Annotated in this window: 25 protein-coding genes and 2 other annotated features; all 25 genes read right to left on the bottom strand. The window is 39.4% G+C overall.

Translation table 11 applies throughout. The features are described 5' to 3' along the window. Nucleotides 1-10: 10 nt before the first annotated feature. Nucleotides 11-643, bottom strand: a complete 633-nt coding sequence (gene rplC / locus NST14_RS00670) for a 50S ribosomal protein L3 (RefSeq protein WP_000160207.1) — start codon at nt 641-643, stop codon at nt 11-13. Between the two features lie 34 nt (nt 644-677). Then, complete coding sequence (gene rpsJ, locus NST14_RS00665; protein WP_001040596.1) at nt 678-986, bottom strand: 30S ribosomal protein S10; 309 nt, start codon at nt 984-986, stop codon at nt 678-680. Nucleotides 987-1,386: 400 nt separating this feature from the next. Beyond that, on the bottom strand, nt 1,387-2,574 hold the full coding sequence (gene tuf, locus NST14_RS00660; RefSeq protein ID WP_001029615.1) for an elongation factor Tu: 1,188 nt from the start codon (nt 2,572-2,574) through the stop codon (nt 1,387-1,389). A gap of 117 nt (nt 2,575-2,691) precedes the next feature. Beyond that, nucleotides 2,692-4,770, bottom strand: a complete 2,079-nt coding sequence (gene fusA / locus NST14_RS00655; RefSeq protein ID WP_000090373.1) for an elongation factor G — start codon at nt 4,768-4,770, stop codon at nt 2,692-2,694. Nucleotides 4,771-4,977: 207 nt separating this feature from the next. Then, on the bottom strand, nt 4,978-5,448 hold the full coding sequence (gene rpsG / locus NST14_RS00650) for a 30S ribosomal protein S7 (RefSeq protein ID WP_001137493.1): 471 nt from the start codon (nt 5,446-5,448) through the stop codon (nt 4,978-4,980). Nucleotides 5,449-5,477: 29 nt separating this feature from the next. Beyond that, complete coding sequence (rpsL, locus tag NST14_RS00645) at nt 5,478-5,900, bottom strand: 30S ribosomal protein S12 (protein ID WP_001142340.1); 423 nt, start codon at nt 5,898-5,900, stop codon at nt 5,478-5,480. A 114-nt stretch (nt 5,901-6,014) separates the two neighbouring features. Then, nucleotides 6,015-6,263, bottom strand: a complete 249-nt coding sequence (locus NST14_RS00640) for a 50S ribosomal protein L7ae-like protein (protein WP_000121830.1) — start codon at nt 6,261-6,263, stop codon at nt 6,015-6,017. 113 nt (nt 6,264-6,376) lie between these two features. After that, nucleotides 6,377-9,988: a DNA-directed RNA polymerase subunit beta' gene (gene rpoC / locus NST14_RS00635; protein WP_000567937.1), complete on the bottom strand. Its 3,612-nt coding sequence runs from the start codon at nt 9,986-9,988 to the stop codon at nt 6,377-6,379. Nucleotides 9,989-10,025: 37 nt separating this feature from the next. Beyond that, a complete protein-coding gene (gene rpoB / locus NST14_RS00630) occupies nt 10,026-13,559 on the bottom strand; it encodes a DNA-directed RNA polymerase subunit beta (RefSeq protein WP_000147554.1) in 3,534 nt (1,177 codons plus the stop codon). A gap of 292 nt (nt 13,560-13,851) precedes the next feature. Further along, the gene (locus tag NST14_RS00625) at nt 13,852-14,451 is read right to left on the bottom strand and encodes a class I SAM-dependent methyltransferase (protein WP_000763281.1); all 600 of its coding nucleotides are present in this window, start codon (nt 14,449-14,451) and stop codon (nt 13,852-13,854) included. 76 nt (nt 14,452-14,527) lie between these two features. Then, nucleotides 14,528-14,887: a 50S ribosomal protein L7/L12 gene (gene rplL / locus NST14_RS00620; protein WP_000159736.1), complete on the bottom strand. Its 360-nt coding sequence runs from the start codon at nt 14,885-14,887 to the stop codon at nt 14,528-14,530. Between the two features lie 67 nt (nt 14,888-14,954). After that, a complete protein-coding gene (rplJ, locus tag NST14_RS00615; protein ID WP_000048716.1) occupies nt 14,955-15,455 on the bottom strand; it encodes a 50S ribosomal protein L10 in 501 nt (166 codons plus the stop codon). A 39-nt stretch (nt 15,456-15,494) separates the two neighbouring features. After that, nucleotides 15,495-15,638 (bottom strand) — a sequence feature (ribosomal protein L10 leader region). A gap of 49 nt (nt 15,639-15,687) precedes the next feature. Next, the gene (rplA, locus tag NST14_RS00610) at nt 15,688-16,380 is read right to left on the bottom strand and encodes a 50S ribosomal protein L1 (RefSeq protein ID WP_002020168.1); all 693 of its coding nucleotides are present in this window, start codon (nt 16,378-16,380) and stop codon (nt 15,688-15,690) included. Between the two features lie 177 nt (nt 16,381-16,557). Further along, nucleotides 16,558-16,983 (bottom strand): 50S ribosomal protein L11, encoded by a 426-nt coding sequence (rplK, locus tag NST14_RS00605; RefSeq protein ID WP_001085872.1) that lies wholly within the window; start codon nt 16,981-16,983, stop codon nt 16,558-16,560. Nucleotides 16,984-17,150: 167 nt separating this feature from the next. After that, the gene (nusG, locus tag NST14_RS00600) at nt 17,151-17,684 is read right to left on the bottom strand and encodes a transcription termination/antitermination protein NusG (RefSeq protein ID WP_000415794.1); all 534 of its coding nucleotides are present in this window, start codon (nt 17,682-17,684) and stop codon (nt 17,151-17,153) included. 131 nt (nt 17,685-17,815) lie between these two features. Continuing rightward, nucleotides 17,816-17,995, bottom strand: a complete 180-nt coding sequence (secE, locus tag NST14_RS00595; RefSeq protein ID WP_001241321.1) for a preprotein translocase subunit SecE — start codon at nt 17,993-17,995, stop codon at nt 17,816-17,818. Nucleotides 17,996-18,027: 32 nt separating this feature from the next. After that, complete coding sequence (rpmG, locus tag NST14_RS00590; protein ID WP_002070160.1) at nt 18,028-18,174, bottom strand: 50S ribosomal protein L33; 147 nt, start codon at nt 18,172-18,174, stop codon at nt 18,028-18,030. Nucleotides 18,175-18,305: 131 nt separating this feature from the next. Next, nucleotides 18,306-18,962: an RNA polymerase sporulation sigma factor SigH gene (locus NST14_RS00585; protein WP_000387199.1), complete on the bottom strand. Its 657-nt coding sequence runs from the start codon at nt 18,960-18,962 to the stop codon at nt 18,306-18,308. Between the two features lie 67 nt (nt 18,963-19,029). Further along, nucleotides 19,030-19,542 (bottom strand): NYN domain-containing protein, encoded by a 513-nt coding sequence (locus NST14_RS00580; RefSeq protein WP_000997883.1) that lies wholly within the window; start codon nt 19,540-19,542, stop codon nt 19,030-19,032. A 3-nt stretch (nt 19,543-19,545) separates the two neighbouring features. Continuing rightward, the gene (gene rlmB / locus NST14_RS00575) at nt 19,546-20,289 is read right to left on the bottom strand and encodes a 23S rRNA (guanosine(2251)-2'-O)-methyltransferase RlmB (RefSeq protein WP_000093759.1); all 744 of its coding nucleotides are present in this window, start codon (nt 20,287-20,289) and stop codon (nt 19,546-19,548) included. Continuing rightward, the gene (locus tag NST14_RS00570) at nt 20,286-20,693 is read right to left on the bottom strand and encodes a Mini-ribonuclease 3 (RefSeq protein WP_000564260.1); all 408 of its coding nucleotides are present in this window, start codon (nt 20,691-20,693) and stop codon (nt 20,286-20,288) included. Before NST14_RS00570 ends, rlmB begins: the two co-directional genes overlap by 4 nt. A gap of 2 nt (nt 20,694-20,695) precedes the next feature. Continuing rightward, a complete protein-coding gene (gene cysS / locus NST14_RS00565) occupies nt 20,696-22,093 on the bottom strand; it encodes a cysteine--tRNA ligase (RefSeq protein ID WP_000152257.1) in 1,398 nt (465 codons plus the stop codon). Further along, nucleotides 22,074-22,739 carry a serine O-acetyltransferase gene (gene cysE, locus NST14_RS00560; RefSeq protein ID WP_000476500.1) on the bottom strand — a complete coding sequence of 222 codons (666 nt, stop codon included), beginning with the start codon at nt 22,737-22,739 and terminating at the stop codon, nt 22,074-22,076. Before cysE ends, cysS begins: the two co-directional genes overlap by 20 nt. A gap of 138 nt (nt 22,740-22,877) precedes the next feature. Further along, nucleotides 22,878-23,123, bottom strand: a binding site (T-box leader). Nucleotides 23,124-23,170: 47 nt separating this feature from the next. Next, complete coding sequence (gene gltX, locus NST14_RS00555; RefSeq protein ID WP_000415154.1) at nt 23,171-24,628, bottom strand: glutamate--tRNA ligase; 1,458 nt, start codon at nt 24,626-24,628, stop codon at nt 23,171-23,173. 89 nt (nt 24,629-24,717) lie between these two features. Beyond that, nucleotides 24,718-25,194, bottom strand: coding sequence for a 2-C-methyl-D-erythritol 2,4-cyclodiphosphate synthase (gene ispF, locus NST14_RS00550; protein WP_000488386.1), 477 nt, complete (start codon nt 25,192-25,194; stop codon nt 24,718-24,720). Between the last annotated feature and the right edge of the window lie 86 nt (nt 25,195-25,280).

Raw genomic sequence — 25,280 nt, 5'->3', positions numbered from 1 at the left:
CTATTGTGAATTATTTGCTAACCTTCACAGCGCCTTGAACAACTACAAGAGATTTCTTAGCACCTGGAACGTTACCTTTTACTAGTAATAAGTTGCGCTCAGTGTCAACTTGAACGATTTCTAAGTTTTGGATAGTAACTTGGTCTCCACCCATACGTCCAGCAAGTTTTTTGCCTTTGAATACACGGTTCGGAGCAACTGGGCCCATTGAACCTGGACGACGGTGATAGCGAGAACCATGAGACATAGGTCCGCGAGATTGTCCGTGGCGTTTGATAACACCTTGGAAACCTTTACCTTTAGAAATTCCTGTTACATCAACGATTTCACCTGTAGCGAATACGTCAACTTTTACCTCTTGACCAACCTCTAATCCGTCCACGTCTGCATCGCGGATTTCGCGAATGAAGCGCTTAGGAGTTGTAGATGCTTTAGCAGTGTGGCCTTGTTCAGGTTTGTTAGTTAACTTTTCACGCTTATCTTCAAATCCTAACTGAATTGCGTTGTAGCCATCAGTTTCAGTTGTTTTCTTTTGAAGAACAACGTTTGGATTAGCAGCGATAACTGTTACTGGGATTAACTCACCGTTCTCAGCAAATACTTGAGTCATACCGATCTTTCTTCCTAAGATTCCTTTGGTCATGAGTTACACCTCCTACATTTTTAAGTTATATAAATTATAGTTTGATTTCGATATCTACACCAGATGGTAAGTCTAAACGCATTAATGAATCTACTGTTTGTGGAGTAGGACTCACGATGTCGATTAGACGTTTGTGCGTGCGCATTTCGAATTGCTCACGAGAATCTTTGTACTTATGAACAGCACGAAGAATTGTGTAAACAGTTTTTTCAGTTGGTAATGGGATCGGACCAGAAACTGTTGCCCCAGAACGCTTAGCTGTTTCTACAATTTTCTCAGCTGACTGATCAAGAATACGGTGATCGTAAGCTTTTAAACGGATACGAATTTTTTCTTTTGCCATTATTTTCCCTCCTTCGTTCGCCTATTTCTAAAATAGACCTTCTCCATGGAAATTTCCTCACACCATGCCATGGCAAAGCGGCCGGGTGTGTCAGCAACCTTCCACTTCATCGCAGTCAAAGACCAACATTGTCTATTATACAATGTTATTCGTCTAGATGCAAGCATCTTTTTGTTTGCATCTGCTTTTCTCTACTTTTGCTATTATACATGGCACTTTAAAGAATTTCAAGTTTTCATCTAGCAGAATTCATTTTACAGTTTCTGGATTTCGGTTTTAATGATTTCACATTATTATAGAAGAAACTCGTCAAAACATGAAACAATCATTTTGTTCATTATATAAATGCAAACAAAAACCCCAAGGGAAAATCCCTCGGGGTTTTTTATATCAGTTAAGATTACTCAACGATAGTAGCAACTACGCCGTAACCTACTGTACGTCCACCTTCACGAATAGAGAATTTAGTTCCCTCTTCGATAGCGATTGGAGCGATAAGTTCGATAGTCATTTCTACGTTGTCACCAGGCATTACCATTTCAGTACCTTCTGGTAATTGGATGATACCAGTTACGTCAGTTGTACGGAAGTAGAACTGTGGACGGTAGTTAGCGAAGAATGGAGTGTGACGTCCACCTTCTTCTTTAGATAATACGAAAACTTCAGCTTTGAATTTAGCGTGAGCTTTTACAGAACCGCTTTTTGCAAGTACTTGTCCACGTTGGATGTCTTCACGAGCAACCCCACGAAGTAAAGCACCGATGTTGTCACCAGCTTGAGCTTGGTCAAGAAGTTTACGGAACATTTCTACACCAGTTACAGTTGTAGAAGCATTTTCTTCAGCAAGACCGATGATTTCTACAACGTCACCAACTTTAACGATACCGCGCTCAACACGACCAGTAGCAACTGTACCACGACCTGTGATAGAGAATACATCCTCTACAGGCATTAAGAATGGTTTGTCAGTTTCACGTTCTGGAGTTGGGATGTAAGCATCAACTTCAGCCATTAATTCAATGATTTTTGCTTCCCAATCAGCTTCTCCTTGAAGAGCTTTAAGAGCAGAACCTTTGATTACAGGAATGTCATCGCCTGGGAATCCGTATTCAGATAATAGGTCGCGAACTTCCATTTCTACTAATTCTAATAATTCTTCGTCGTCTACCATGTCGCATTTGTTTAAGAATACAACGATGTAAGGTACACCTACTTGACGAGAAAGAAGGATGTGCTCACGAGTTTGAGGCATTGGGCCATCAGCAGCAGATACTACTAAGATACCGCCGTCCATTTGAGCAGCACCAGTGATCATGTTTTTAACATAGTCAGCGTGACCTGGGCAGTCAACGTGTGCATAGTGACGAGTTTCAGTTTCGTACTCAACGTGTGCAGTTGAGATTGTGATACCGCGCTCTCTTTCTTCTGGAGCAGCATCGATTTGATCGTATCCGCGTGCTTCAGCACCACCAGCTTTTGCAAGTACTGTAGTGATCGCAGCAGTTAATGTAGTTTTACCATGGTCAACGTGGCCGATTGTACCGATGTTAACATGGGGTTTAGAACGTTCGAATTTAGCTTTAGCCATTCTAAATTCCTCCTTAGTTTATATAGGTTATTTTATATTTAGGCTAGAAAGCGAAACTTGCGTCCCACTTTCTAAGCTTACATAAGTAGTTATACGTGAAGAATCGATAAAAATCAATTATTCACCTTTATTTTTTTTGATAATTTCTTCAGAAACAGACTTTGGTACTTCTTCATAGTGATCAAACACCATAGAGAATGTTCCGCGTCCTTGAGTGTTAGAACGTAATGACGTTGCATAACCGAACATTTCAGAAAGTGGAACCATAGCGCGAACAACTTGAGCGTTACCGCGAGCTTCCATACCTTCTACACGTCCACGACGAGATGTTACGTCACCCATAATGTCACCCATGTACTCTTCAGGAATTACAACTTCAACTTTCATCATTGGCTCAAGAATTACTGGGTTACATTTAGAAACCGCAGCTTTAAGTGCCATAGATGCAGCGATTTTGAACGCCATCTCAGATGAATCGACATCATGGTAAGATCCGTCAACTAATGCAGCTTTAATGTCTACTACTGGATATCCAGCAAGTACACCATTTTTAAGTGCATCTTCAAGACCTGCGCCTACAGCTGGGATGTATTCACGTGGAACAACACCACCGACGATCTTGTTTTCGAATTCGAATCCTTTACCTTCTTCATTAGGTTCAAACTCAATCCAAACGTGACCGAATTGTCCACGTCCACCAGATTGACGAGCGAACTTACCTTCAACTTTCGCAGCAGAGCGGAAAGTCTCACGGTATGCTACCTGAGGAGCACCAACGTTTGCTTCAACTTTGAACTCACGGCGCATACGGTCAACGATGATATCAAGGTGAAGTTCACCCATACCAGCGATGATTGTTTGGCCAGTTTCTTGGTCAGTGTGAGCACGGAATGTTGGATCTTCTTCAGAAAGCTTAGATAATGCTGTACCCATTTTATCTTGGTCAGCTTTTGATTTTGGTTCGATAGCTACAGAGATAACTGGCTCTGGGAATTCCATAGACTCAAGGATAACAAGGCTCTTCTCGTCACAAAGAGTATCACCAGTAGTAGTATCTTTTAAACCTACAGCAGCAGCGATATCACCAGCGTAAACTGTTGAGATCTCTTCACGGCTGTTAGCGTGCATTTGTAGGATACGACCTACACGCTCACGCTTACCTTTAGTTGAGTTTTTCACGTATGATCCAGAGTTTAACACACCAGAGTACACACGGAAGAATGTTAACTTACCAACATAAGGGTCAGTCATGATTTTGAATGCTAGAGCTGAGAAAGGCTCTTCATCGCTAGACTTACGTTCTACTTCTTCATCTGTATCCGGAAGAGTACCTTTGATTGCAGGTACATCTAATGGAGATGGTAGGTAGTCGATAACTGCGTCTAACAGAATTTGAACACCTTTGTTTTTGAATGCAGAACCACAGATTACTGGGAAGAATTCTACAGAAGTTGTAGCCTTACGGATACCAGCTTTAAGCTCTTCTACAGTGATTTCTTCACCTTCTAGGTACTTCATCATCATTTCTTCATCAAGCTCAGCTACCGCTTCAATAAGTTTTCCACGGTATTCTTCAGCTAGTTCTTTATGCTCTTCAGGAATTTCAACACGTTGAATGTCTGTTCCTAAATCGTTACCGTACATGTAAGCACATTCTTCAACAAGATCAATGATACCATTGAACTCATCTTCAGCACCGATTGGTAACTGAATTGGGTGTGCGTTTGCTTGTAAACGATCGTGGATTGTTCCTACAGAGTATAAGAAATCTGCACCGATTTTATCCATTTTGTTAACGAATACGATACGAGGTACGCCGTAAGTAGTAGCCTGACGCCAAACAGTTTCTGTTTGTGGTTCTACACCAGATTGTGCATCAAGTACTGCTACTGCGCCATCAAGTACGCGTAAAGAACGTTCTACTTCTACTGTGAAATCTACGTGACCTGGAGTGTCAATGATGTTTACACGGTGACCTTTCCATTGTGCTGTAGTTGCAGCAGAAGTAATTGTGATACCACGCTCTTGCTCTTGCTCCATCCAGTCCATCTGAGATGCACCTTCGTGAGTTTCACCGATTTTGTGAATACGTCCTGTGTAGTACAGAATACGCTCAGTAGCTGTTGTTTTACCAGCATCGATGTGAGCCATGATACCAATATTACGAGTGTTTTCTAAAGAGAACTCTCTTGCCATTTGGTGTCTTGCTCCTTCCATATATGGATTGGATTTTTTATTTTAAGTAGCAAAAAAGCCACTTTATATTGTTACACATGTCAGTATGTCCAGTACCCTCATTATGTAAAACGAGCGCCCAACGAAAGGGAGAGGCATTCTCCCTCTCCACACTTCCATAAGCGACAAATAAAGCGGTTTATGCTTACATTTATTTTACGTTGAATCCTACCAACGGTAATGAGCAAATGCTTTGTTAGCTTCTGCCATTTTATGAGTGTCTTCACGTTTCTTAACAGATGCACCAGCGTTGTTAGCTGCATCTAAGATTTCGTTAGCAAGACGCTCTTCCATAGTTTTTTCACCACGAAGACGAGCGTAGTTTACTAACCAACGAAGACCTAAAGTTGTACGGCGTTCTGGACGAACCTCAACTGGAACTTGGTAGTTAGCACCACCAACACGACGAGCGCGTACTTCAAGAACAGGCATAATGTTCTTAAGAGCTTGCTCGAATACTTCCATTGGCTCTTTACCAGTACGTTCGCTTACGATATCGAACGCATTATAAAGAATTGTTTGAGATTTACCTTTTTTACCGTCAACCATCATTTTGTTGATAAGGCGTGTTACTAGCTTCGAATTGTACATTGGATCTGGTAACACGTCACGTTTTGCAACAGGTCCTTTACGAGGCATATTGAGTTCCTCCTTTCATTAAAAAGTTATTATTTCTTAGCCGCTTTAGGCTTTTTAGTACCGTATTTAGAACGGCCTTGCATACGCTTGTCAACACCAGCTGTATCAAGCGCACCACGAACGATGTGGTAACGTACCCCTGGTAAGTCTTTTACACGACCACCGCGAATTAATACTACGCTGTGCTCTTGTAAGTTGTGACCGATACCTGGGATGTATGCTGTTACCTCAATACCATTTGTTAAACGAACACGAGCATATTTACGTAACGCTGAGTTAGGTTTCTTTGGAGTCATTGTACCAACACGAGTACATACACCACGTTTTTGAGGTGCAGAGATATCAGTTGATTTTTTCTTTAAAGAGTTAAAACCTTTGTTTAACGCAGGTGATTTAGATTTCCATACTTTATCAGTACGACCATTTCTCACTAATTGGTTAATAGTAGGCATTTGATTATCCTCCCTTCGCATGTTTGTATGACCACATATCCAGGTGGTTCATTATTAGTTGAAAACAAAGTTTTTGCAAGGGAGAGCAAATGCTCTCTCCTCACAAAAACAGTTTTAACTTATTATTCCTATTGCTGAAGCTCCCACTTGAATCCCCGCAACTTTTCCAAGTTTACGAACTGATTCAACTTTGGTTATGGGTATGTTATGTTGCAATGCAGTGCGAATGATAACATGGGTTAACCGCATATCAGCATCTTCTGCAATGACAACTTCTTTAACTATACCATTTTTGATTGCTTCCAATGTACGTTTATGACCAACGACTACATTTTCAGCATTTGACACTTTTTGATAAGACATATAAATATCCTCCAAAGCATCGTTCAGGAGCAACCTTGCTTATAGTAACATTTTGACTCATACAATGTCAACTAGGATTAACTGTTTTTATACAAAATTTACGACGGAAAATTTTACTGTTCCACATAAACTTCATCGTTTTCTACATTCATGTCATCTTGTGTTGTTTTAACAAGATCCACTTTGCGATAACGATTCATACCTGTTCCAGCAGGAACAAGTTTACCGATAATAACATTTTCTTTCAATCCTAGAAGCTCATCGCGTTTACCCTTAATCGCTGCATCAGTTAAGACACGAGTTGTTTCTTGGAACGATGCTGCAGATAAGAATGAATCTGTTTCAAGTGAAGCTTTTGTAATACCAAGTAGAACTGGTCTAGCTGTTGCTGGTTGTTTACCTTGCAGTAACACCTTCGCATTCGCATCAGTAAACTGATGGATATCTAGTAATGTTCCTGGTAATACATCTGTTTCACCTGCATCACTCACACGTACTTTACGTAACATTTGGCGTACCATTACTTCTACGTGTTTGTCACCAATTTCTACCCCTTGCATACGGTATACTTTTTGAACTTCACGTAATAAGTATTCTTGAACTGCCGTAATGTCCGTTACTTTTAGTAATTCTTTCGGATCGATAGAACCTTCTGTTAACTCTTTACCGTGGCTAATTTTCTGTCCTGGAATTACTTTCAGACGAGCACCGTAAGGAATAGCATACGTACGAGCTTCAACTTCACCCTGTACAACTACTTCTTGGCGATCTTTAACATCGTTGATCGCTGCGATAACACCGTCGATTTCACTGATAACAGCCTGACCTTTCGGATTACGAGCTTCGAAGATCTCTTGGATACGAGGTAAACCTTGAGTGATATCATCTCCGGCAACCCCACCTGTATGGAACGTACGCATCGTTAACTGTGTACCTGGCTCACCGATAGATTGAGCTGCGATAATACCTACCGCTTCCCCTACTTCTACGTCTGTTCCAGTTGCTAAGTTACGACCGTAACACTTCTTACATACACCATGGCGAGTGTTACACGTAAACGCTGAACGAATGTTTACAGTTTCAACACCCGAATTTTCAACGATATGAGCGATATCTTCAGTAATTAATTGATTTTCAGCAACTAATACTTCACCTGTTTCAGGATGTTTTACAGTTTTTCTTGCAAAACGTCCAACAAGACGATCATATAATGACTCAATAACTTCATTACCCTCTTTAATCGCACCAATTAATAAACCGCGATCTGTTCCACAATCATCTTCACGAACGATTACATCTTGTGCAACGTCAACAAGACGACGTGTTAAGTAACCAGAATCGGCAGTTTTCAGTGCTGTATCGGCAAGACCTTTACGCGCACCATGCGTAGAGATGAAGTACTCAAGTACTGTTAAACCTTCACGGAAACTTGATTTGATTGGAAGTTCGATGATACGACCAGATGGATTGGCCATCAGACCACGCATACCAGCAAGCTGAGTAAAGTTCGATGCGTTACCACGGGCACCGGAATCACTCATCATGAAGATTGGGTTGCGTTTATTCAAGGACTTCATCAGTTTTCCTTGGATAACATCTTTTGCATTACTCCAAATAGAGATAACGCGATCGTAACGTTCTTCTTCCGTGATTAAACCGCGACGGAATTGTTTAATTACATTATCTACTTTTGCTTGTGCTTCGTGGAGAATTTCATCTTTTTCACCTAATACAAGAATGTCAGATACCCCAACTGTAATACCAGCTTTTGTAGAGTACTTGAATCCTAAGTTTTTCATACGGTCAAGCATGCGAGACGTTTCTGTAATTTTGAAACGTTTAAACACTTCCGCAATGATGTTACCAAGGATTTTCTTGCTGAATGGCGCCACTTCTTCGCGACTAGCAATAATCTCTTTAATGTTCGCACCTTTTTCAACGAAATATTTCGCTGGTGTTTCTTTTTCAAGGTTTGAATTTGTTGGTTCATTAATATAAGGGAACGACTCTGGTAAGATTTCGTTAAATATTAATTTACCAACTGTTGTTAATAGAAGCATACTCTTCTGCTCTTCAGTAAATGTTGCGTTGTTTACTGCGCTTGCAGCTACTGCAACACGTGTATGAAGATGTACATATCCATTTTGGTATGCAAGTAATGCTTCGTTCGCATCTTTGAAGACCATACCTTCACCGATTGCACCTTCACGCTCAAGTGTTAAGTAGTAGTTACCTAATACCATATCCTGAGATGGAGTAACAACTGGTTTACCGTCTTTCGGGTTCAAGATGTTTTGTGCCGCTAACATAAGAAGACGAGCTTCTGCTTGTGCTTCTGATGATAAAGGTACGTGAACGGCCATTTGGTCACCGTCAAAGTCCGCGTTGTATGCAGTACATACAAGTGGGTGAAGACGGATTGCGCGACCTTCTACTAATGTAGGTTCAAACGCCTGAATACCAAGACGGTGAAGTGTTGGTGCGCGGTTTAGAAGTACTGGATGTTCTTTAATCACAGATTCTAAAACGTCCCAAACTTCAGGTTGTACACGCTCGATTTTACGTTTCGCACTCTTAATGTTGTGTGCTAATCCTTTTTCAACTAACTCTTTCATTACGAAAGGTTTGAACAATTCAAGCGCCATCTCTTTCGGTAATCCACATTGATACATCTTTAAGTTCGGTCCTACAACGATTACAGAACGACCAGAGTAGTCAACACGTTTACCTAATAAGTTTTGACGGAAACGTCCTTGTTTACCTTTAAGCATGTGAGATAGTGATTTTAATGGACGGTTACCTGGTCCAGTAACTGGACGGCCACGACGACCATTATCGATTAATGCGTCTACAGCTTCTTGTAACATACGTTTTTCGTTTTGAACGATAATGCTTGGTGCACCTAAGTCCAATAGACGTTTTAAACGGTTGTTACGGTTAATTACACGACGGTATAAGTCGTTTAAGTCAGAAGTAGCAAAACGTCCACCATCTAACTGTACCATTGGGCGTAGTTCTGGTGGGATTACTGGTAGAACATCTAAGATCATCCAAGATGGCTCATTTCCAGAGTTACGGAATGCTTCTAATACTTCTAGACGTTTAATAGCACGAGTACGGCGTTGTCCTTGTGCTGTTTTTAATTCTTCTTTTAAGAAGTCTACTTCTTTATCTAAATCGATGTCTTGTAATAGCTTTTTAATCGCTTCTGCACCCATAGCAGCTTGGAATGTGCTACCATATCGATCACGATATGCACGGTATTCTTTTTCAGAAAGTAATTGCTTCTTATCAAGTGGTGTATCTCCACTTTCTGTTACAACATAAGAAGCGAAATAAATTACTTCTTCAAGCGCGCGAGGGGACATGTCTAAGACAAGTCCCATGCGGCTCGGGATACCTTTGAAATACCAAATATGAGATACAGGAGCAGCTAATTCGATATGACCCATACGTTCACGACGTACTTTCGCACGCGTTACTTCAACACCACATCGATCACAAACTACACCTTTATAACGTACACGTTTGTATTTTCCGCAATGACATTCCCAGTCCTTTTGTGGTCCGAAAATACGCTCACAGAACAAGCCATCTTTTTCAGGCTTTAACGTACGATAGTTAATTGTTTCTGGTTTCTTAACTTCACCGTATGACCAAGAACGAATCTTGTCAGGTGAAGCAAGTCCAATCTTCATATATTCAAAGTTATTTACATCTATCAAGGGGCCTACCTCCCTTTTAGTCTACAGGTTATCCCAATTATTCCTTAGTTGTCTCAACTTCGACATTCAATTTGTCTGCTGATTGATGATCATCGTCATCTTCCGTATCACGCATTTCAATTTCTGTATCGTCGCTAGACATCATTTTAACGTCCATACCTAAACTTTGCAGCTCTTTAATCAATACTTTGAATGATTCAGGAACGCCTGGTTCTGGAACATTTTCGCCTTTAACAATTGCTTCATACGTCTTAACACGTCCAACAACATCATCAGACTTCACTGTTAAGATTTCTTGAAGAGTATAAGCAGCACCGTAAGCTTCAAGTGCCCAAACCTCCATCTCACCGAAACGCTGTCCACCGAACTGAGCTTTACCTCCAAGAGGCTGCTGCGTTACAAGTGAGTATGGTCCAGTAGAACGAGCATGAAGTTTATCGTCAACCATGTGCGCAAGTTTGATCATATACATGACACCAACAGATACACGGTTATCGAATGGTTCACCAGTACGTCCGTCATACAGGATTGTTTTCGCGTCATTTGCCATACCAGCTTCTTCAATTGTGCCCCAAACATCTTCCTCACGAGCACCATCGAATACTGGTGTTGCAATGTGAATGCCAAGGTATCTTGCTGCCATACCAAGATGAAGCTCTAATACCTGACCGATATTCATACGAGATGGTACCCCTAATGGGTTTAACATGATATCGATTGGCGTACCGTCTGGTAAGTAAGGCATATCTTCTTCTGGTAAAATACGAGAGATAACACCTTTGTTACCGTGACGTCCGGCCATCTTGTCACCTTCAGAGATTTTACGTTTTTGAACGATATATGCACGCACAAGTTGATTCACGCCTGGTGGCAATTCGTCGCCATCTTCACGGTTGAATACTTTTACGTCTAAGATAATACCGCCACCACCGTGTGGTACACGTAGTGATGTATCACGTACTTCACGCGCTTTTTCTCCAAAGATAGCATGTAATAGACGTTCTTCAGCTGTTAATTCTGTTACACCTTTAGGTGTTACTTTACCAACAAGTAAATCTCCATCTTTTACTTCCGCACCAACGCGAATGATACCGCGCTCGTCAAGGTTACGTAATGCATCTTCCCCAACGTTTGGAATATCACGTGTGATTTCTTCTGGTCCAAGCTTCGTATCACGAGCTTCTGACTCATATTCTTCAATATGAATAGAAGTATACACATCATCTTTTACAAGGCGCTCACTCATAATGATCGCATCCTCGTAGTTATAACCGTCCCAAGTCATGAAGCCAACAAGCACGTTACGTCCAAGTGCTAGTTCACCTAATTCCATAGAAGGACCATCCGCAAGGATTTCACCTTTTACAACTTCATTTCCAACACTTACGATTGGACGTTGGTTGTAGCAAGTTCCTTGGTTAGAACGAATGAATTTTTGCATTTTGTAGCGATCTAAGTCGCCTTTTACTGTTTGACCGTCAACTTCTACATAGCGACGTACCCAAACTTCACGTGCTTCTACGCGCTCAACAATACCAGGGTGTTTACAGATTACTGCAGCACCTGAGTCTTTTGCTGATACGTACTCCATACCTGTACCTACAATCGGTGATTCCGGATTCATTAACGGAACCGCCTGACGTTGCATGTTCGCTCCCATAAGTGCGCGGTTAGAGTCATCGTTTTCTAAGAACGGAATACAAGCTGTCGCTGCCGACACTACTTGTTTTGGTGATACATCCATGTAGTCGATGCGTTCTTTATTTGTGACAATGTTTTCACCACGGAAACGAGCTACGATATCTTCATCAAGGAATTCTCCTTCTTCAGATAATTTCATATTCGCTTGGGCTACAACATAATTATCTTCTTCATCTGCTGTTAAATAATCAACATGCCCTGTTACAAGACCAGTTTCTGGGTCAACACGACGGTATGGTGTTTCAATGAAACCAAACTCATTTACTTTCGCGAATGAAGATAATGAGTTAATCAAACCGATGTTTGGTCCCTCTGGTGTTTCAATCGGACACATACGACCATAGTGAGAGTAGTGAACGTCACGTACTTCAAAGCCTGCGCGCTCACGCGTTAAACCACCAGGTCCTAATGCAGATAGTCTTCGTTTGTGAGTTAACTCTGCTAATGGGTTTGTTTGGTCCATGAACTGAGATAACTGAGAACTTCCGAAGAACTCTTTAATAGATGCAATAACAGGACGAATATTAATTAATGCCTGTGGTGTAATTGCATTTGTATCTTGGATCGACATTCTCTCACGAACAACACGTTCCATACGAGAAAGACCGATACGGAATTGATTTTGTAATAGTTCTCCAACAGAACGCAGACGACGGTTTCCTAAGTGGTCGATATCATCTGTATCCCCTACTTTGTATAGTAGGTTGAAGAAGTAACTGATAGAAGCAAGGATATCACCTGGTGTGATGTGTTTTACATCGCGAGTAATATTTGCATTACCAATTACGTTAATTACGCGCTCGCCTTCTGACTCAGGAGCATAAATCTTAATAGATTGCAGCTCAACATCGCCTTCTACCACTCCACCCATTGGTTTCGCTGTTTTGAATCCAATGTTTTTCTCTAAGTAAGGTAAAATGCGATCAAGTGTACGACGATCTAAGATTGTTCCTTCTGCCGCTAAAATTTCACCAGTTTCTGGATCCACTAATGTTTCAGCTAAACGTTGATTAAACAATCTGTTTTTAATGTGTAACTTTTTGTTGATCTTGTAGCGACCTACATTTGCTAAATCGTAGCGCTTTGGATCAAAGAAACGAGACACAAGTAAGCTCTTAGCATTTTCTACTGTTGGTGGTTCACCAGGACGTAGACGCTCATAAATTTCAAGCAATGCTTTTTCTGTGCTATCTGTGTTGTCTTTTTCTAATGTGTTGCTTAAGTATTCGTTATCACCTAAAAGCTCGGTGATTTCTTGATCAGAGCCAAACCCTAATGCGCGTAACAAAACAGTTACAGGAAGTTTACGCGTACGGTCAATACGCACATATACAACATCCTTAGCATCTGTCTCATACTCTAACCAAGCTCCGCGGTTTGGAATTACAGTAGCAGTAAAACCACGTTTTCCGTTTTTATCCACTTTGCCACTATAGTATACGCTTGGAGAGCGAACTAACTGGGAAACGATAACACGTTCTGCACCGTTAATTACGAATGTTCCAGTCTCTGTCATGAGTGGGAAATCTCCCATGAACACATCTTGTTCTTTTACTTCACCAGTTTCCTTGTTGATTAGACGCACTTTTACACGAAGTGGTGCTGCATACGTCACATCACGCTCTTTGCATTCGTCTACAGAGTATTTAGGTTCACCTAAGCTGTAGTCGATAAATTCAAGCGATAGATTTCCCGTAAAGTCTTCAATCGGAGAAATGTCTTGGAACATTTCTCGCAAACCCTCATCAAGAAACCACTGATAAGAAGAGGTTTGAATTTCGATAAGATTTGGTAACTCTAATACTTCACTAATACGGGCATAACTTCTTCGTTGGCGGTGGCGTCCGTATTGAACTAGTTGACCTGTCAACTGCTTCACCCCTCAAATCATGAGTATTATAAATGCACAAAAAAATTTGTGCAAAATCACAAATAAATACAACTACTGCTATTTAGCGTAGTCTTTTTCTCTTAAAGATAAATACGTTGAGTCTTTCTACCTGTTCAAAAAAGAAAAATGGCTTCTATAAGAAAACCATCATTCTGTTTCATAATCTGCTGATTTTACTATCTTTTCCAAGAGAAACAAAAATATACATCTTTCTCAACGCAGAAAATCATATATTGGCATTGTATAATGTTAACATAGCCAAAAATAACCGTCAACGTTTTTTTGATTTTATGATATAATATCCTTTTTTCTTTTCTACAACTTCGACTTCAGAAAATACTTCTTCTAGTTTCTTCAGCGCAGATGGTGCACCTTGTTTCTTTTGAATAACAATCCACAACTCCCCACCTGGAACTAAATGTTCTATAGCTTTTTCTAAAATCTCATGCACGATATCTTTACCTGCACGAATTGGAGGATTAGATAGAATAGCAGCATACATACCATCTACATTTTCATAGACGCTACTTTGAAAAATGTGCACATTTCCAATTCTATTGTTAGCGGCATTTTCTTTCGCAAGCTCAAGTGCCCTTTCATTCACATCCACCATGTGAACTTTACGGTCTTGAAACTCTTTCGCCAACGATAAACCAATTGGTCCATATCCACAACCTACGTCTAATATGTCACCTTTAATATCTGGCACTTGAAACGCTTCAATTAAAAGACGAGAACCAAAGTCCACTTCGTTTTTCGAGAACACCCCACGGTCAGATAAGAAAGTAAATTGAGATCCACGAAGCGTAAATTCCCATCGCTTACGATCACTTTTACTAGAAGGGTCATTAGAAAAATAATGGTCTGCCATATGGCCACCTCTTTTCTTTACAGTTAAAAAAAAAGCTCGCATGAGAGCGAGCTTTTTTTAAAGCATCAAAAGTTAATTACTTAACTTCTACAGCAGCGCCAACTTCTTCAAGTTTAGCTTTGATTTCTTCAGCTTCTTCTTTAGCAGCAGCTTCTTTGATTACTTTTGGAGTGTTGTCAACTAATTCTTTAGCTTCTTTTAAGCCAAGACCAGTGATTTCACGAACAACTTTGATAACTTTGATTTTTTGTGCACCAGCGCTAGTTAGTTCCACATCAAATTCAGTTTTCTCAGCAGCAGCTTCTCCAGCGCCACCAGCAACAGCTACAGGAGCAGCAGCAGTTACGCCGAATTCTTCCTCGATAGCTTTTACTAAGTCGTTAAGTTCTAATACAGTCATAGATTTAACTGCTTCAATGATTTGTTCTTTAGTCATTGTAAATATCCTCCCTTAAATAGGTTTGTATTGTTTTATCGATAATACGTAATTATCTTTTAAAAAATTAAGCGCCTTGCTCTTCCTTTTGGTCTGCAACTGCTTTAGTAGCAAGTGCAAGGTTACGGATTGGAGCTTGAAGAACGCTAAGAAGCATAGAAAGTAAGCCTTCACGTGATGGAAGAGTAGCGATAGCTTTAACCTCATCAAGTGTTACAAGTTTACCTTCGATTACGCCTGCTTTAATTTCTAAAGCTTCATGATCTTTAGCGAAGTCGTTTAATACTTTCGCAGGAGCAACTACATCCTCGTTACTGAACGCGATTGCGTTTGGTCCTGTTAAGAATTCATTTAACTCAGCCATTTCAGCAGATTCTGCAGCACGACGAGTTAGAGAGTTTTTGTAAACTTTGAACTCAACGCCAGCTTCACGTAATTGCTTACGTAATTCTGTTGCTTCAGAAACTGTTAAACCACGGTAGTCAACAACGATTGTAGATTTACTAGCGCGAAGTTTGTCCGCGATTTCAGTTACAACTTGTTGTTTAGTTTCGATTACTTTGCTCATGTTATTACACCTCCTGTAGATTATATAGAAGATGTACCGAAAGTGCACTAAAAACCTCCATGCCCAACTTGTAGACATGGAGGCATATAGTCACAGAAAAAAATTCCGCTTCGTATATTAACACCTAGGTAGGAAATTAAGTCTATTGACACCTACTGTCTACGGTACACTAATTAAATTCACAACATAAATGATTATATTAAAACTTCTTTATGAAGTCAACTTCCAAAATTTACGCTAATGTAGAAACGTCTACACGTACGCCAGGTCCCATTGTAGAAGCAACTGTTACGTTCTTCATGTAAGTACCTTTTGCAGCAGCTGGCTTAACTTTTTGTAAAGTGTCAGCGATTGTTCTGAAGTTTTCTACTAATTTAGCATCTTCGAAAGATACTTTACCGATTGGAACGTGGATGTTACCAGCTTTATCAACGCGGTATTCAACTTTACCAGCTTTGATTTCGTTAACAGCTTTAGTTACATCGAAAGTAACTGTTCCAGTTTTAGGGTTTGGCATTAAACCTTTAGGTCCTAATACGCGACCAAGTTTACCAACTTCACCCATCATGTCAGGAGTTGCTACTACTACATCGAAATCGAACCAACCTTGTTGGATTTTACCGATGTAATCAGCATCGCCTACGAAGTCAGCTCCAGCAGCTTCAGCTTCTTTAGCTTTTTCACCTTTAGCGAACACTAATACACGTTGTACTTTACCAGTACCGTGTGGAAGAACAACTGCACCACGGATTTGTTGGTCAGCTTTCTTAGGGTCAACACCTAAACGGAATGCAGCTTCTACAGTTGCATCAAATTTAGCTGTGTTTGTTTTCTTTACTAATTCTACTGCTTCTGTTGCAGAGTAAGCAGCTGCACGATCAACAAGCTTTGCAGCTTCTACGTACTTTTTACCTCTTTTAGCCATTTTTATTTCCTCCTCGAATGTGGTTTTAGCGGAATAACCTCCCACGTTTACGCTTATTTTCAGGTATAACCTGAGGATGCGCGCCACCCATTTATTTAAAAACGATAATCATTTACGATAATAAAGGTTGCGAATTGGAATTCCAGACCCGCAACCTTTTTTAAAAAACAAATCGAATTAGTCTTCGATAACGATGCCCATACTGCGTGCAGTACCTTCAACCATACGCATTGCAGCTTCTACGCTAGCAGCGTTTAGGTCAGGCATTTTAGTTTCAGCGATTTCGCGTACTTTATCACGCTTAACAGTTGCCACTTTATTACGGTTTGGTTCACCAGAACCAGACTCAATACCAGCTACTTTCTTAAGAAGAACAGCAGCAGGAGGAGTTTTAGTAATGAAAGTGAATGAACGGTCCTCAAATACCGTAATTTCAACAGGGATGATAAGACCAGCTTGATCTGCTGTACGAGCGTTAAACTCTTTACAGAAGCCCATGATGTTAACACCTGCTTGTCCTAATGCTGGACCAACTGGTGGAGCTGGGTTAGCTTTACCTGCAGGAATTTGAAGCTTTACCATTTTAATTACCTTTTTAGCCACGAGACACACCTCCTTAAGTCCGTGATGTGGTCAATTGGACAGTGATTTGCCCTCCCACGTCATATTTTATCTCTAAGGATAAAATCTTTCAAAAAACGTCTCCGATAACGAAGACGTACTGACTTAAAAGATATTATCACTTTTTACAATTCATTTCAAGTTTCATTTTATAATTTTTCAATTTGATGGAAGTCAAGTTCAACTGGAGTCTCGCGACCAAACATGTCCACAAGCACGCTAACCTTCTTCTTCTCCACATCAATTTCTTCGATAGCACCTGTATAATCTGCGAATGGTCCCTCATTTACACGTACTGTCTCATGAAGTTCAAAGTCGAAATCAACCACTTCGTTGTCCATTCCCATATGTTTCATAATGGTAACAACTTCCTCTTCTAATAGAGGTGATGGTTTAGATCCAGAACCAGAAGAACCAACGAACCCAGTTACACCTGGCGTGTTACGTACAACATACCAAGAGTCATCAGTCATGATTAATTCTACTAATACATAACCTGGGAACACTTTTCTTTTCATTAATTTTTCTTTACCGTTTTTCATTTCTACTTCTACTTCTTCCGGGACAACAACACGGAAAATTTTATCTTGCATACCCATTGATTCTACACGTTTCTCTAGGTTTGCTTTTACTTTATTTTCATATCCAGAATAAGTATGGACAACATACCAACTTTTTTCCATTCATTTAGGACGAGCGTCCTTCCCTCCCTGACGTACATTTTTTTGCGCAAATGAAAAAACCCGTTCACCGGGCTTTTACACAGTTCTTATAAATAACATTATATCATGGATAAGTGCTTCTTATTCAAGAATTAACCAAGAATTAACCGAATTAAAGAAGAAATGCCCATATCAACTACTGCGAAGAAAATCGCAAAGAAGACAACTGTAGCGATAACAGTCGCTGTTGAACGGAGTAATTCATCTTTTTTAGGCCAACTTACTTTTTTCATTTCGCGACCTACATCGCCGAAAAAGTTCGTTAAACGCATCTACGGGACCTCCAGTGTATTATTTCAATTATTTATTTTGTTTCCTTGTGAACTGTATGCTGATTGCATGTTTTACAAAATTTCTTTATTTCAAGTCGCTCTACTGAGCTCGTATCTTTCATCGTAGAGTAGTTTCGATTTTTACACTCTTCACATGAGAGTACAACTTTTTTCCTCATTAGTTACACCAACCTTGTAACATTATGTCCCTAAAAATGTATCATACAATAAAAGACAATGTCAATGACATGCCTTTTGTACTCGCTACAAAAAGAAAACAGGTGATTTTTTACACCTGTAGCTCTTGTTATTAATTTGAAGTGGTACTCTCTCTCATTTCCATATATCGTTCCAATTTCCGCTTCACTCTCTGTAAAGCGTTATCAATAGATTTCACATGTCTATTTAACTGTTCCGAAATCTCTTGATAAGAACGACCGTCTAGATATAAAGAAAGCACTTTCCTTTCTAAATCGCTTAATAATTCAGATATTTTAGATTCTATGTCGGTATATTCTTCCTGACTTATAATCATTTCTTCAGGATCAGTTACCTTCGCTTCCGAAATAACATCTAATAATGTCCGATCAGATTCCTCGTCATAAATCGGTTTATCTAAAGACACATATGAATTTAACGGAATATGTTTTTGCCTGGTTGCTGTTTTAATAGCGGTAATAATTTGTCGAGTGATACACAGTTCAGCAAATGCTTTGAATGAAGACAGCTTGTCCTCTTTATAATCACGAATCGCTTTAAACAATCCAATCATACCTTCTTGAACAATATCTTCTCGATCGGCACCCACTAAGAAATAAGATCTCGATTTCGCGCGAACAAAGTTCTTATATTTGTGAATCAAATATTCTAGAGCGTCAGTATTACCTTTTCGAACTAACTCAACGATTGCCTCATCTTCTAAATCACGAAATGTAACGTCGCCTACACTTACGAAGCCTGCTTCCACCTTGATCCCTCCGACCGCTATTTATTTAGAAATATTATACAGTAAAAAGACAAAGAGCGTCAATGCTTCAACGCTCTCCTCTTCTTAATTTTTCTAACTTTTCTGTAATATCTTTACTAAATATCTTTCGCATAGCAGGTTGCTTTTCTTTTGTGTCTTGTGTACGCCTTCTTACTTGTTGCTCCATCGCTTGTACTTCCAACTCTAATTCCCGCGCAGATTTCCGGAGCGCACCTTGAGCAAATATAACCCATTGTTCCGTATAATCAGAAGTCGCAACATATATTTGCGTATTTATATTTCTAAGCTCAATTGCAAGTTGCTCTATCTTTTCATCTGCAGTTTGATTCTTCCTCGTGAATATAACTTCCACACGTGATTGTTTCATCTTTTTTTCAATACCGTGGACTGTATAAGCATCAAAAACGATCATTACCTTTGTACCTGTGTAACCTTGGTAATCCGCCATCTTATCAATCAGTGCATCTCTTGATGATTGCAAATCTACATCCCGTAGTTTTTTCAAGTCTCCCCAAGCTCCAATAATGTTGTAACCGTCAACGATTAAAATATCGTTCATTTTTTATTTACCAATTTCGTTACGTTTACGATATACCTCATACATTAACAAACTTGCGGCCACTGAAGCATTTAAGGATGTAACTTTACCAACCATCGGTAAAGTAATTAAGAAATCACATTTTTCACCAATAATACGACTCATACCTTTTCCTTCACTTCCAATTACTAATCCAATTGGCATTTTACCATCTAAATTACGGTAATCCGTTTTTCCTTTTGCATCTGTACCAGCAATCCAAAGTCCACGTTCTTTTAATTCATCGATTGTACGAGATAAATTCGTTACACGTGCAACAGGAATATATTCAATTGCCCCAGTAGATGCTTTCGCAACTGATGCAGTAAGTCCCACAGCTCTTCTTTTCGGAATTATAATTCCATGAGCTCCTGTCGCGTCCGCAGTACGCATAATAGAACCGAGGTTATGCGGGTCTTCAATTTCATCTAAAATTAAGAAGAATGGATCTTCATTACGCTTCTCTGCTACTTTGAATAGATCTTCTAGCTCAGCATATTGATATGCGGCCACTTGAGCAATTACACCTTGATGGTTCCCCTCAACTAATTGATCTAACTTCTTTTTTGGTGCATGTTGCAAAATAATTTTATTTTCTTTCGCTAGTGCTAGTACAATTTGTACTTGTCCTTTGGCAGCACCTTCTGCGATCCAAATTTTATTAATATCTCTCCCTGATCGTAACGCTTCAATTACAGGGTTACGTCCGATAATATATTCACTACTCATGATGATGTGCCCCCTTCCTTTTCTTCTAGAACAGCAATTGCCTTATATATAATTTCGTCTAATCTTTCACGATTATTTAATAAGTGATGATAGCCAATTAACGCTTCAAAGGCTGTACTATGTCGATATGTTTGTACATCTGTATTTTTCGGAACAGTACCTGAATTTGCATTACGCCCTCTTCTTAGTACTGCCTCTTCTTCCTCAGTTAAAAACGCTGTCTCTAATAAATGATAAACAACTTTCGCCTGTGCTTTTGCCGAAACAAAGCTTGTCCCTAATCGATGCAACTGATTAGGACGAACCTTCCCTTTTTGAAGTAGGTGATAGCGGATATATTGTTCATATACCGCATCACCCATATATGCTAACGCTAAGCTGTTTAATTGCTTTGCATCAATCATTCTTATCCTCTTTTCCATCTTGTACCTTGAGCGGTATCTTCTAAAATAATATTACGATCTTTTAAATCATCGCGAATTTGATCTGATAATGCAAAATCACGATTTTTACGAGCTTCAATACGTTTTTGAATAAGCGCTTCAATTTCTTCATCTAGTAACTCTTCTTGCGCTAATTCTAACCCTAGAATATCAAATAATGTTTCAAGTTGTTTTACGTATGCTTCAATTACCACTGTAGACGTATGTTCTTCCAGTAAATATTGATTTGCATGATTTGCTACATTATATAACTCAGTGATTGCATTGGCAGTATTGAAGTCATCATTCATCGCTTCTTCAAATGCAGTTTGGAATTTTTTCAGGTCAGCTAACCACTTCTCATCATGATCTGTTAAATCCGTACTACTTTCCATACGGTGTTTTAAATTACCGTAAGCTGTTTTAATTCTTTCCAGTCCGTTATTTGTGCTTCGTAATAACTCTTCACTGAAATTAATTGGGTGACGGTAGTGTACTGATAGCATAAAGAATCTAATTAACTGCGGATCATATTGCTTAATGATATCGTGAACTAAAATGAAGTTCCCAAGTGACTTAGACATTTTCTCATTATTAATATTAATATATCCATTGTGCATCCAATAACGTGCAAATGTTTTTCCTGTTAACGCCTCAGACTGCGCGATTTCATTCTCGTGATGAGGAAATGCCAAGTCTTGACCACCAGCGTGAATATCAATTGTATCCCCTAAGTATTTACGCGCCATTGCCGAGCACTCGATATGCCAGCCTGGGCGACCTTGACCCCAAGGGCTTTCCCAGAAGATTTCTCCTTCTTTCGCAGCTTTCCATAGTGCAAAATCAAGAGGGTCTTGTTTCTTTTCTCCTACTTCAATACGCGCACCGTGACGTAAGTCCGCGATCGGTTGATGTGATAACTTACCGTACCCTTCGAATTCCTTCGTTCTAAAGTACACATCCCCTTCTGATTCATATGCATATCCTTTATTCACAAGTTCTTGAATAAATTCAATAATGATATCCATATTTTCTGTTACACGCGGATGAACTGTTGCATGTTTGCAACCTAGTGCCGTTACATCTTCAAAATATGCTTCCACGAAACGGTCCGCAATTGTCGGCACATCTTCACCTAATTCATTTGCCGCTTTAATTAATTTATCATCTACGTCAGTAAAGTTAGATACATACTGCACATCGTATCCTTTATATTCTAAATAACGGCGCACTGTATCAAATACCATAGGTGGTCTTGCGTTCCCGATGTGAATATAGTTATAAACTGTAGGTCCGCATACATACATCTTTACCTTATTTTCTTCTAATGGAATAAACTCTTCCTTTTGGCGTGTTAACGTATTATAAATGTGAATAGTCATTTTTATCCTTCCTTTCTACCTTTACTTCAAGTTGTTTTTTCAATTTATCAAGTTCTACTTCCATGACCTTTAATTTATCAAAAATTGGGTCTGGAAGGTCGGAATGATTCAATTCTTGACCAATCTTTACGCCATTTTGAATAACGACTCGGCCAGGTATACCTACAACTGTAGAATGTGCAGGGACTTCTTTTAATACGACAGAACCTGCTCCAATTTTAGAATTCTCTCCAACTGTAATAGAACCCAGTACTTTAGCACCTGTGGCAATTAATACATTATCCTGAATTGTAGGGTGCCTCTTTCCCTTTTCTTTACCCGTACCACCTAATGTAACTCCTTGATAGATCGTTACATTATCACCAATTTCGCACGTTTCTCCAATTACAACTCCCATTCCATGGTCAATGAAAAAACGACGACCAATTGTTGCTCCTGGATGAATCTCAATGCCAGTAAAGAAACGACTAACTTGTGAGATCCAACGTGCAATAAAGAAGAAATTCTTTTTATAAAAAGCATGTGCAATTCGATGGGCCCAAACTGCATGTAATCCAGAGTAAGTCAAAATGACTTCGAAATAACTTCTTGCCGCTGGATCCTGTTCAAAAACGACTTCAATATCTTCCCGAAGCCTCTTAAACATCGACGTTCCCTCCCCTTTATGGGCTGCTTTTTCGAGTGAACTAACTCCCTACTTATCCCCCTAAATCTTTATACACGTGGATAAAACTTATACTCATACCCAATTTTACGGTATAAAAAAAGGCGTCTCTGTCATATTGACAGAGACGCCTTATAAGCGCGGTTCCACTCTGTTTAGGCTAAAAAAAGCCTCAAACTCATCTCTGATAACGGTGTACACCGCTTCTGCTTACTTTACGTCCTAAGACGTTTCGCAAAACAATTTGCTGTTCAGCAGAAGACTCGAAGGGGCATTTCAAAAATCCGCTTATAAACCACTTCCAGCCTAAGGTGGTTCTCTCTGTAAAAAGCCTGATTTTCTACTTCTCCTTCTCGTCGCTTTTCCTTATTAGGTTTTAAGTATACTTATTATATTTCTAAACCTAGAAAATGTTAACCAATTACTTTTTGAAGACGATTTAAAACTTTTTCTTTTCCAAGAAGTGCAATAGCATTAGGAAGCTCTGGACCGTGTGTTTGACCAGTAGTTGCAACACGGATTGGCATAAATAAGTTTTTACCTTTATGACCTGTTTCCTTTTGAACTGCTTTAATAGCCGCCTTAATTGCTGCCGGTTCCATAGCTTCTAGTGCTTCTACTTGACCAGCAAATGCACGAAGTACTTCTGGTACTTGTTCACCTTTTAATACTTCTTGTCCTTCTTCTTCATAATCAACATGATCTTTGAAGAACATTTCAGAAAGCTCTACAATTTCAGCTCCAAAGCTCATTTGTTCATGATATAACGCAATTACATCACGAATCCAAGCTTGTTCTTGTTCACTTAAAGTTTCACCTATACGTCCAGCCTTCACTAAATGCGGTAAGCTTAATTCTACCACCGTATCTAAATCTTGCTTTTTCATATATTGGTTATTCATCCATTTTAGTTTTTGAGAATCAAATAATGCAGGTGATTTTGATAAACGAGCTGCATCAAACATTTTGATAAACTCTTCTTGAGAGAAGATTTCTTCTTCTCCTACTGGCGACCAACCTAGTAGTGCAATAAAGTTAAAGATTGCTTCTGGAAGATATCCAAGCTCTTTATATTGCTCAATAAATTGAATAATAGATTCATCACGCTTACTTAATTTTTTACGGCTTTCATTTACAATTAAAGTCATATGACCGAATTGCGGAATATCCCAACCGAAAGCTTCATAAATCATCATTTGTTTTGGCGTGTTTGAAATATGGTCATCACCACGAAGTACGTGTGTAATTTCCATTAAGTGATCATCTACTGCTACTGCAAAGTTATAAGTTGGAATTCCATCTTTTTTCACGATAACGAAATCACCGAAATCATTTGAATGGAATGCAACTTCATCTTTTACAATATCTTTAAATGTGTAATCACGGTCAGCTGGTACGCGGAAACGAATACTTGGAATACGTCCCTCAGCTTCAAATTCTTTCACTTGCGCTTCAGTTAAATCACGGTGGTTACCTGCGTAACGAGGTGTTTCACCACGAGCAATTTGCCCTTCGCGTTCTGCTTCTAGCTCTTCTTCTGTCATATAACATTTGTAAGCTAAACCACGCTCTAATAAATCTTCATATAACTTTTTATAAATATCTAAACGCTCTGTTTGACGATATGGTCCAAATTCACCACCAACATCAACACCTTCATCCCAGTCCATACCGAGCCATTTCAAGTATTTTAATTGGCTTTCTTCTCCACCAGCAACATTACGTTTTACATCAGTATCTTCAATACGAATAATAAACTTACCATCTTGATGACGAGCAAATAAATAATTAAATAATGCCGTACGCGCATTTCCGATATGTAAGTGTCCTGTTGGACTTGGCGCATAGCGCACTCTCACTTGCTTTTCCATAATTGGTACACCTTCCATTCTTAATGTCAACACATTCTATAATTGTACACCAAAAAAATGTGATTATCCATCTTACGAATTAAAAACCATTATTTTTTCTGTAATAAAACAACTGCTTGAGAAGCAATTCCTTCTTCTCTACCTGTAAATCCTAATTTTTCTGTTGTTGTTGCCTTTACATTGATATTATCGATAGACGTTTCTAATAGCTCACTAATGCGTTTGCGCATACTTTCAATATGTGGTGCCATTTTTGGCTTTTGAGCAATAATTGTACAATCTAAATTCCCTAATTCATAACCTTGTTCACGCACAAACTCCCAAACCTTTTGCAATAATACAGCTGAATCAGCATCTTTAAAGGCAGGGTCTGTATCAGGAAAATGTTTCCCAATATCTCCTGCTGCAATTGCACCTAAACACGCATCCGCGATTGTATGTAACAATACATCTGCATCAGAGTGACCGATTAATCCTTTCTCATGTGGAATTGTAATTCCGCCAATAATTAACGGTCTACCTTCCGCGAATTCATGCACATCAAAACCTTGTCCAATTCGAAACATTTTTTACATCCTCCTCGAGCTAAACTACTGAGCTTTATGATTCTATATTATATCGCTATCCTTATAAAGAAAAGCCCGGCCTTTGC

Source organism: Bacillus sp. FSL W8-0519 (assembly GCF_038005585.1).
Classification (GTDB): Bacteria; Bacillota; Bacilli; order Bacillales; family Bacillaceae_G; genus Bacillus_A; species Bacillus_A paranthracis.
This window is presented reverse-complemented; position numbering and strand designations above follow the sequence as displayed.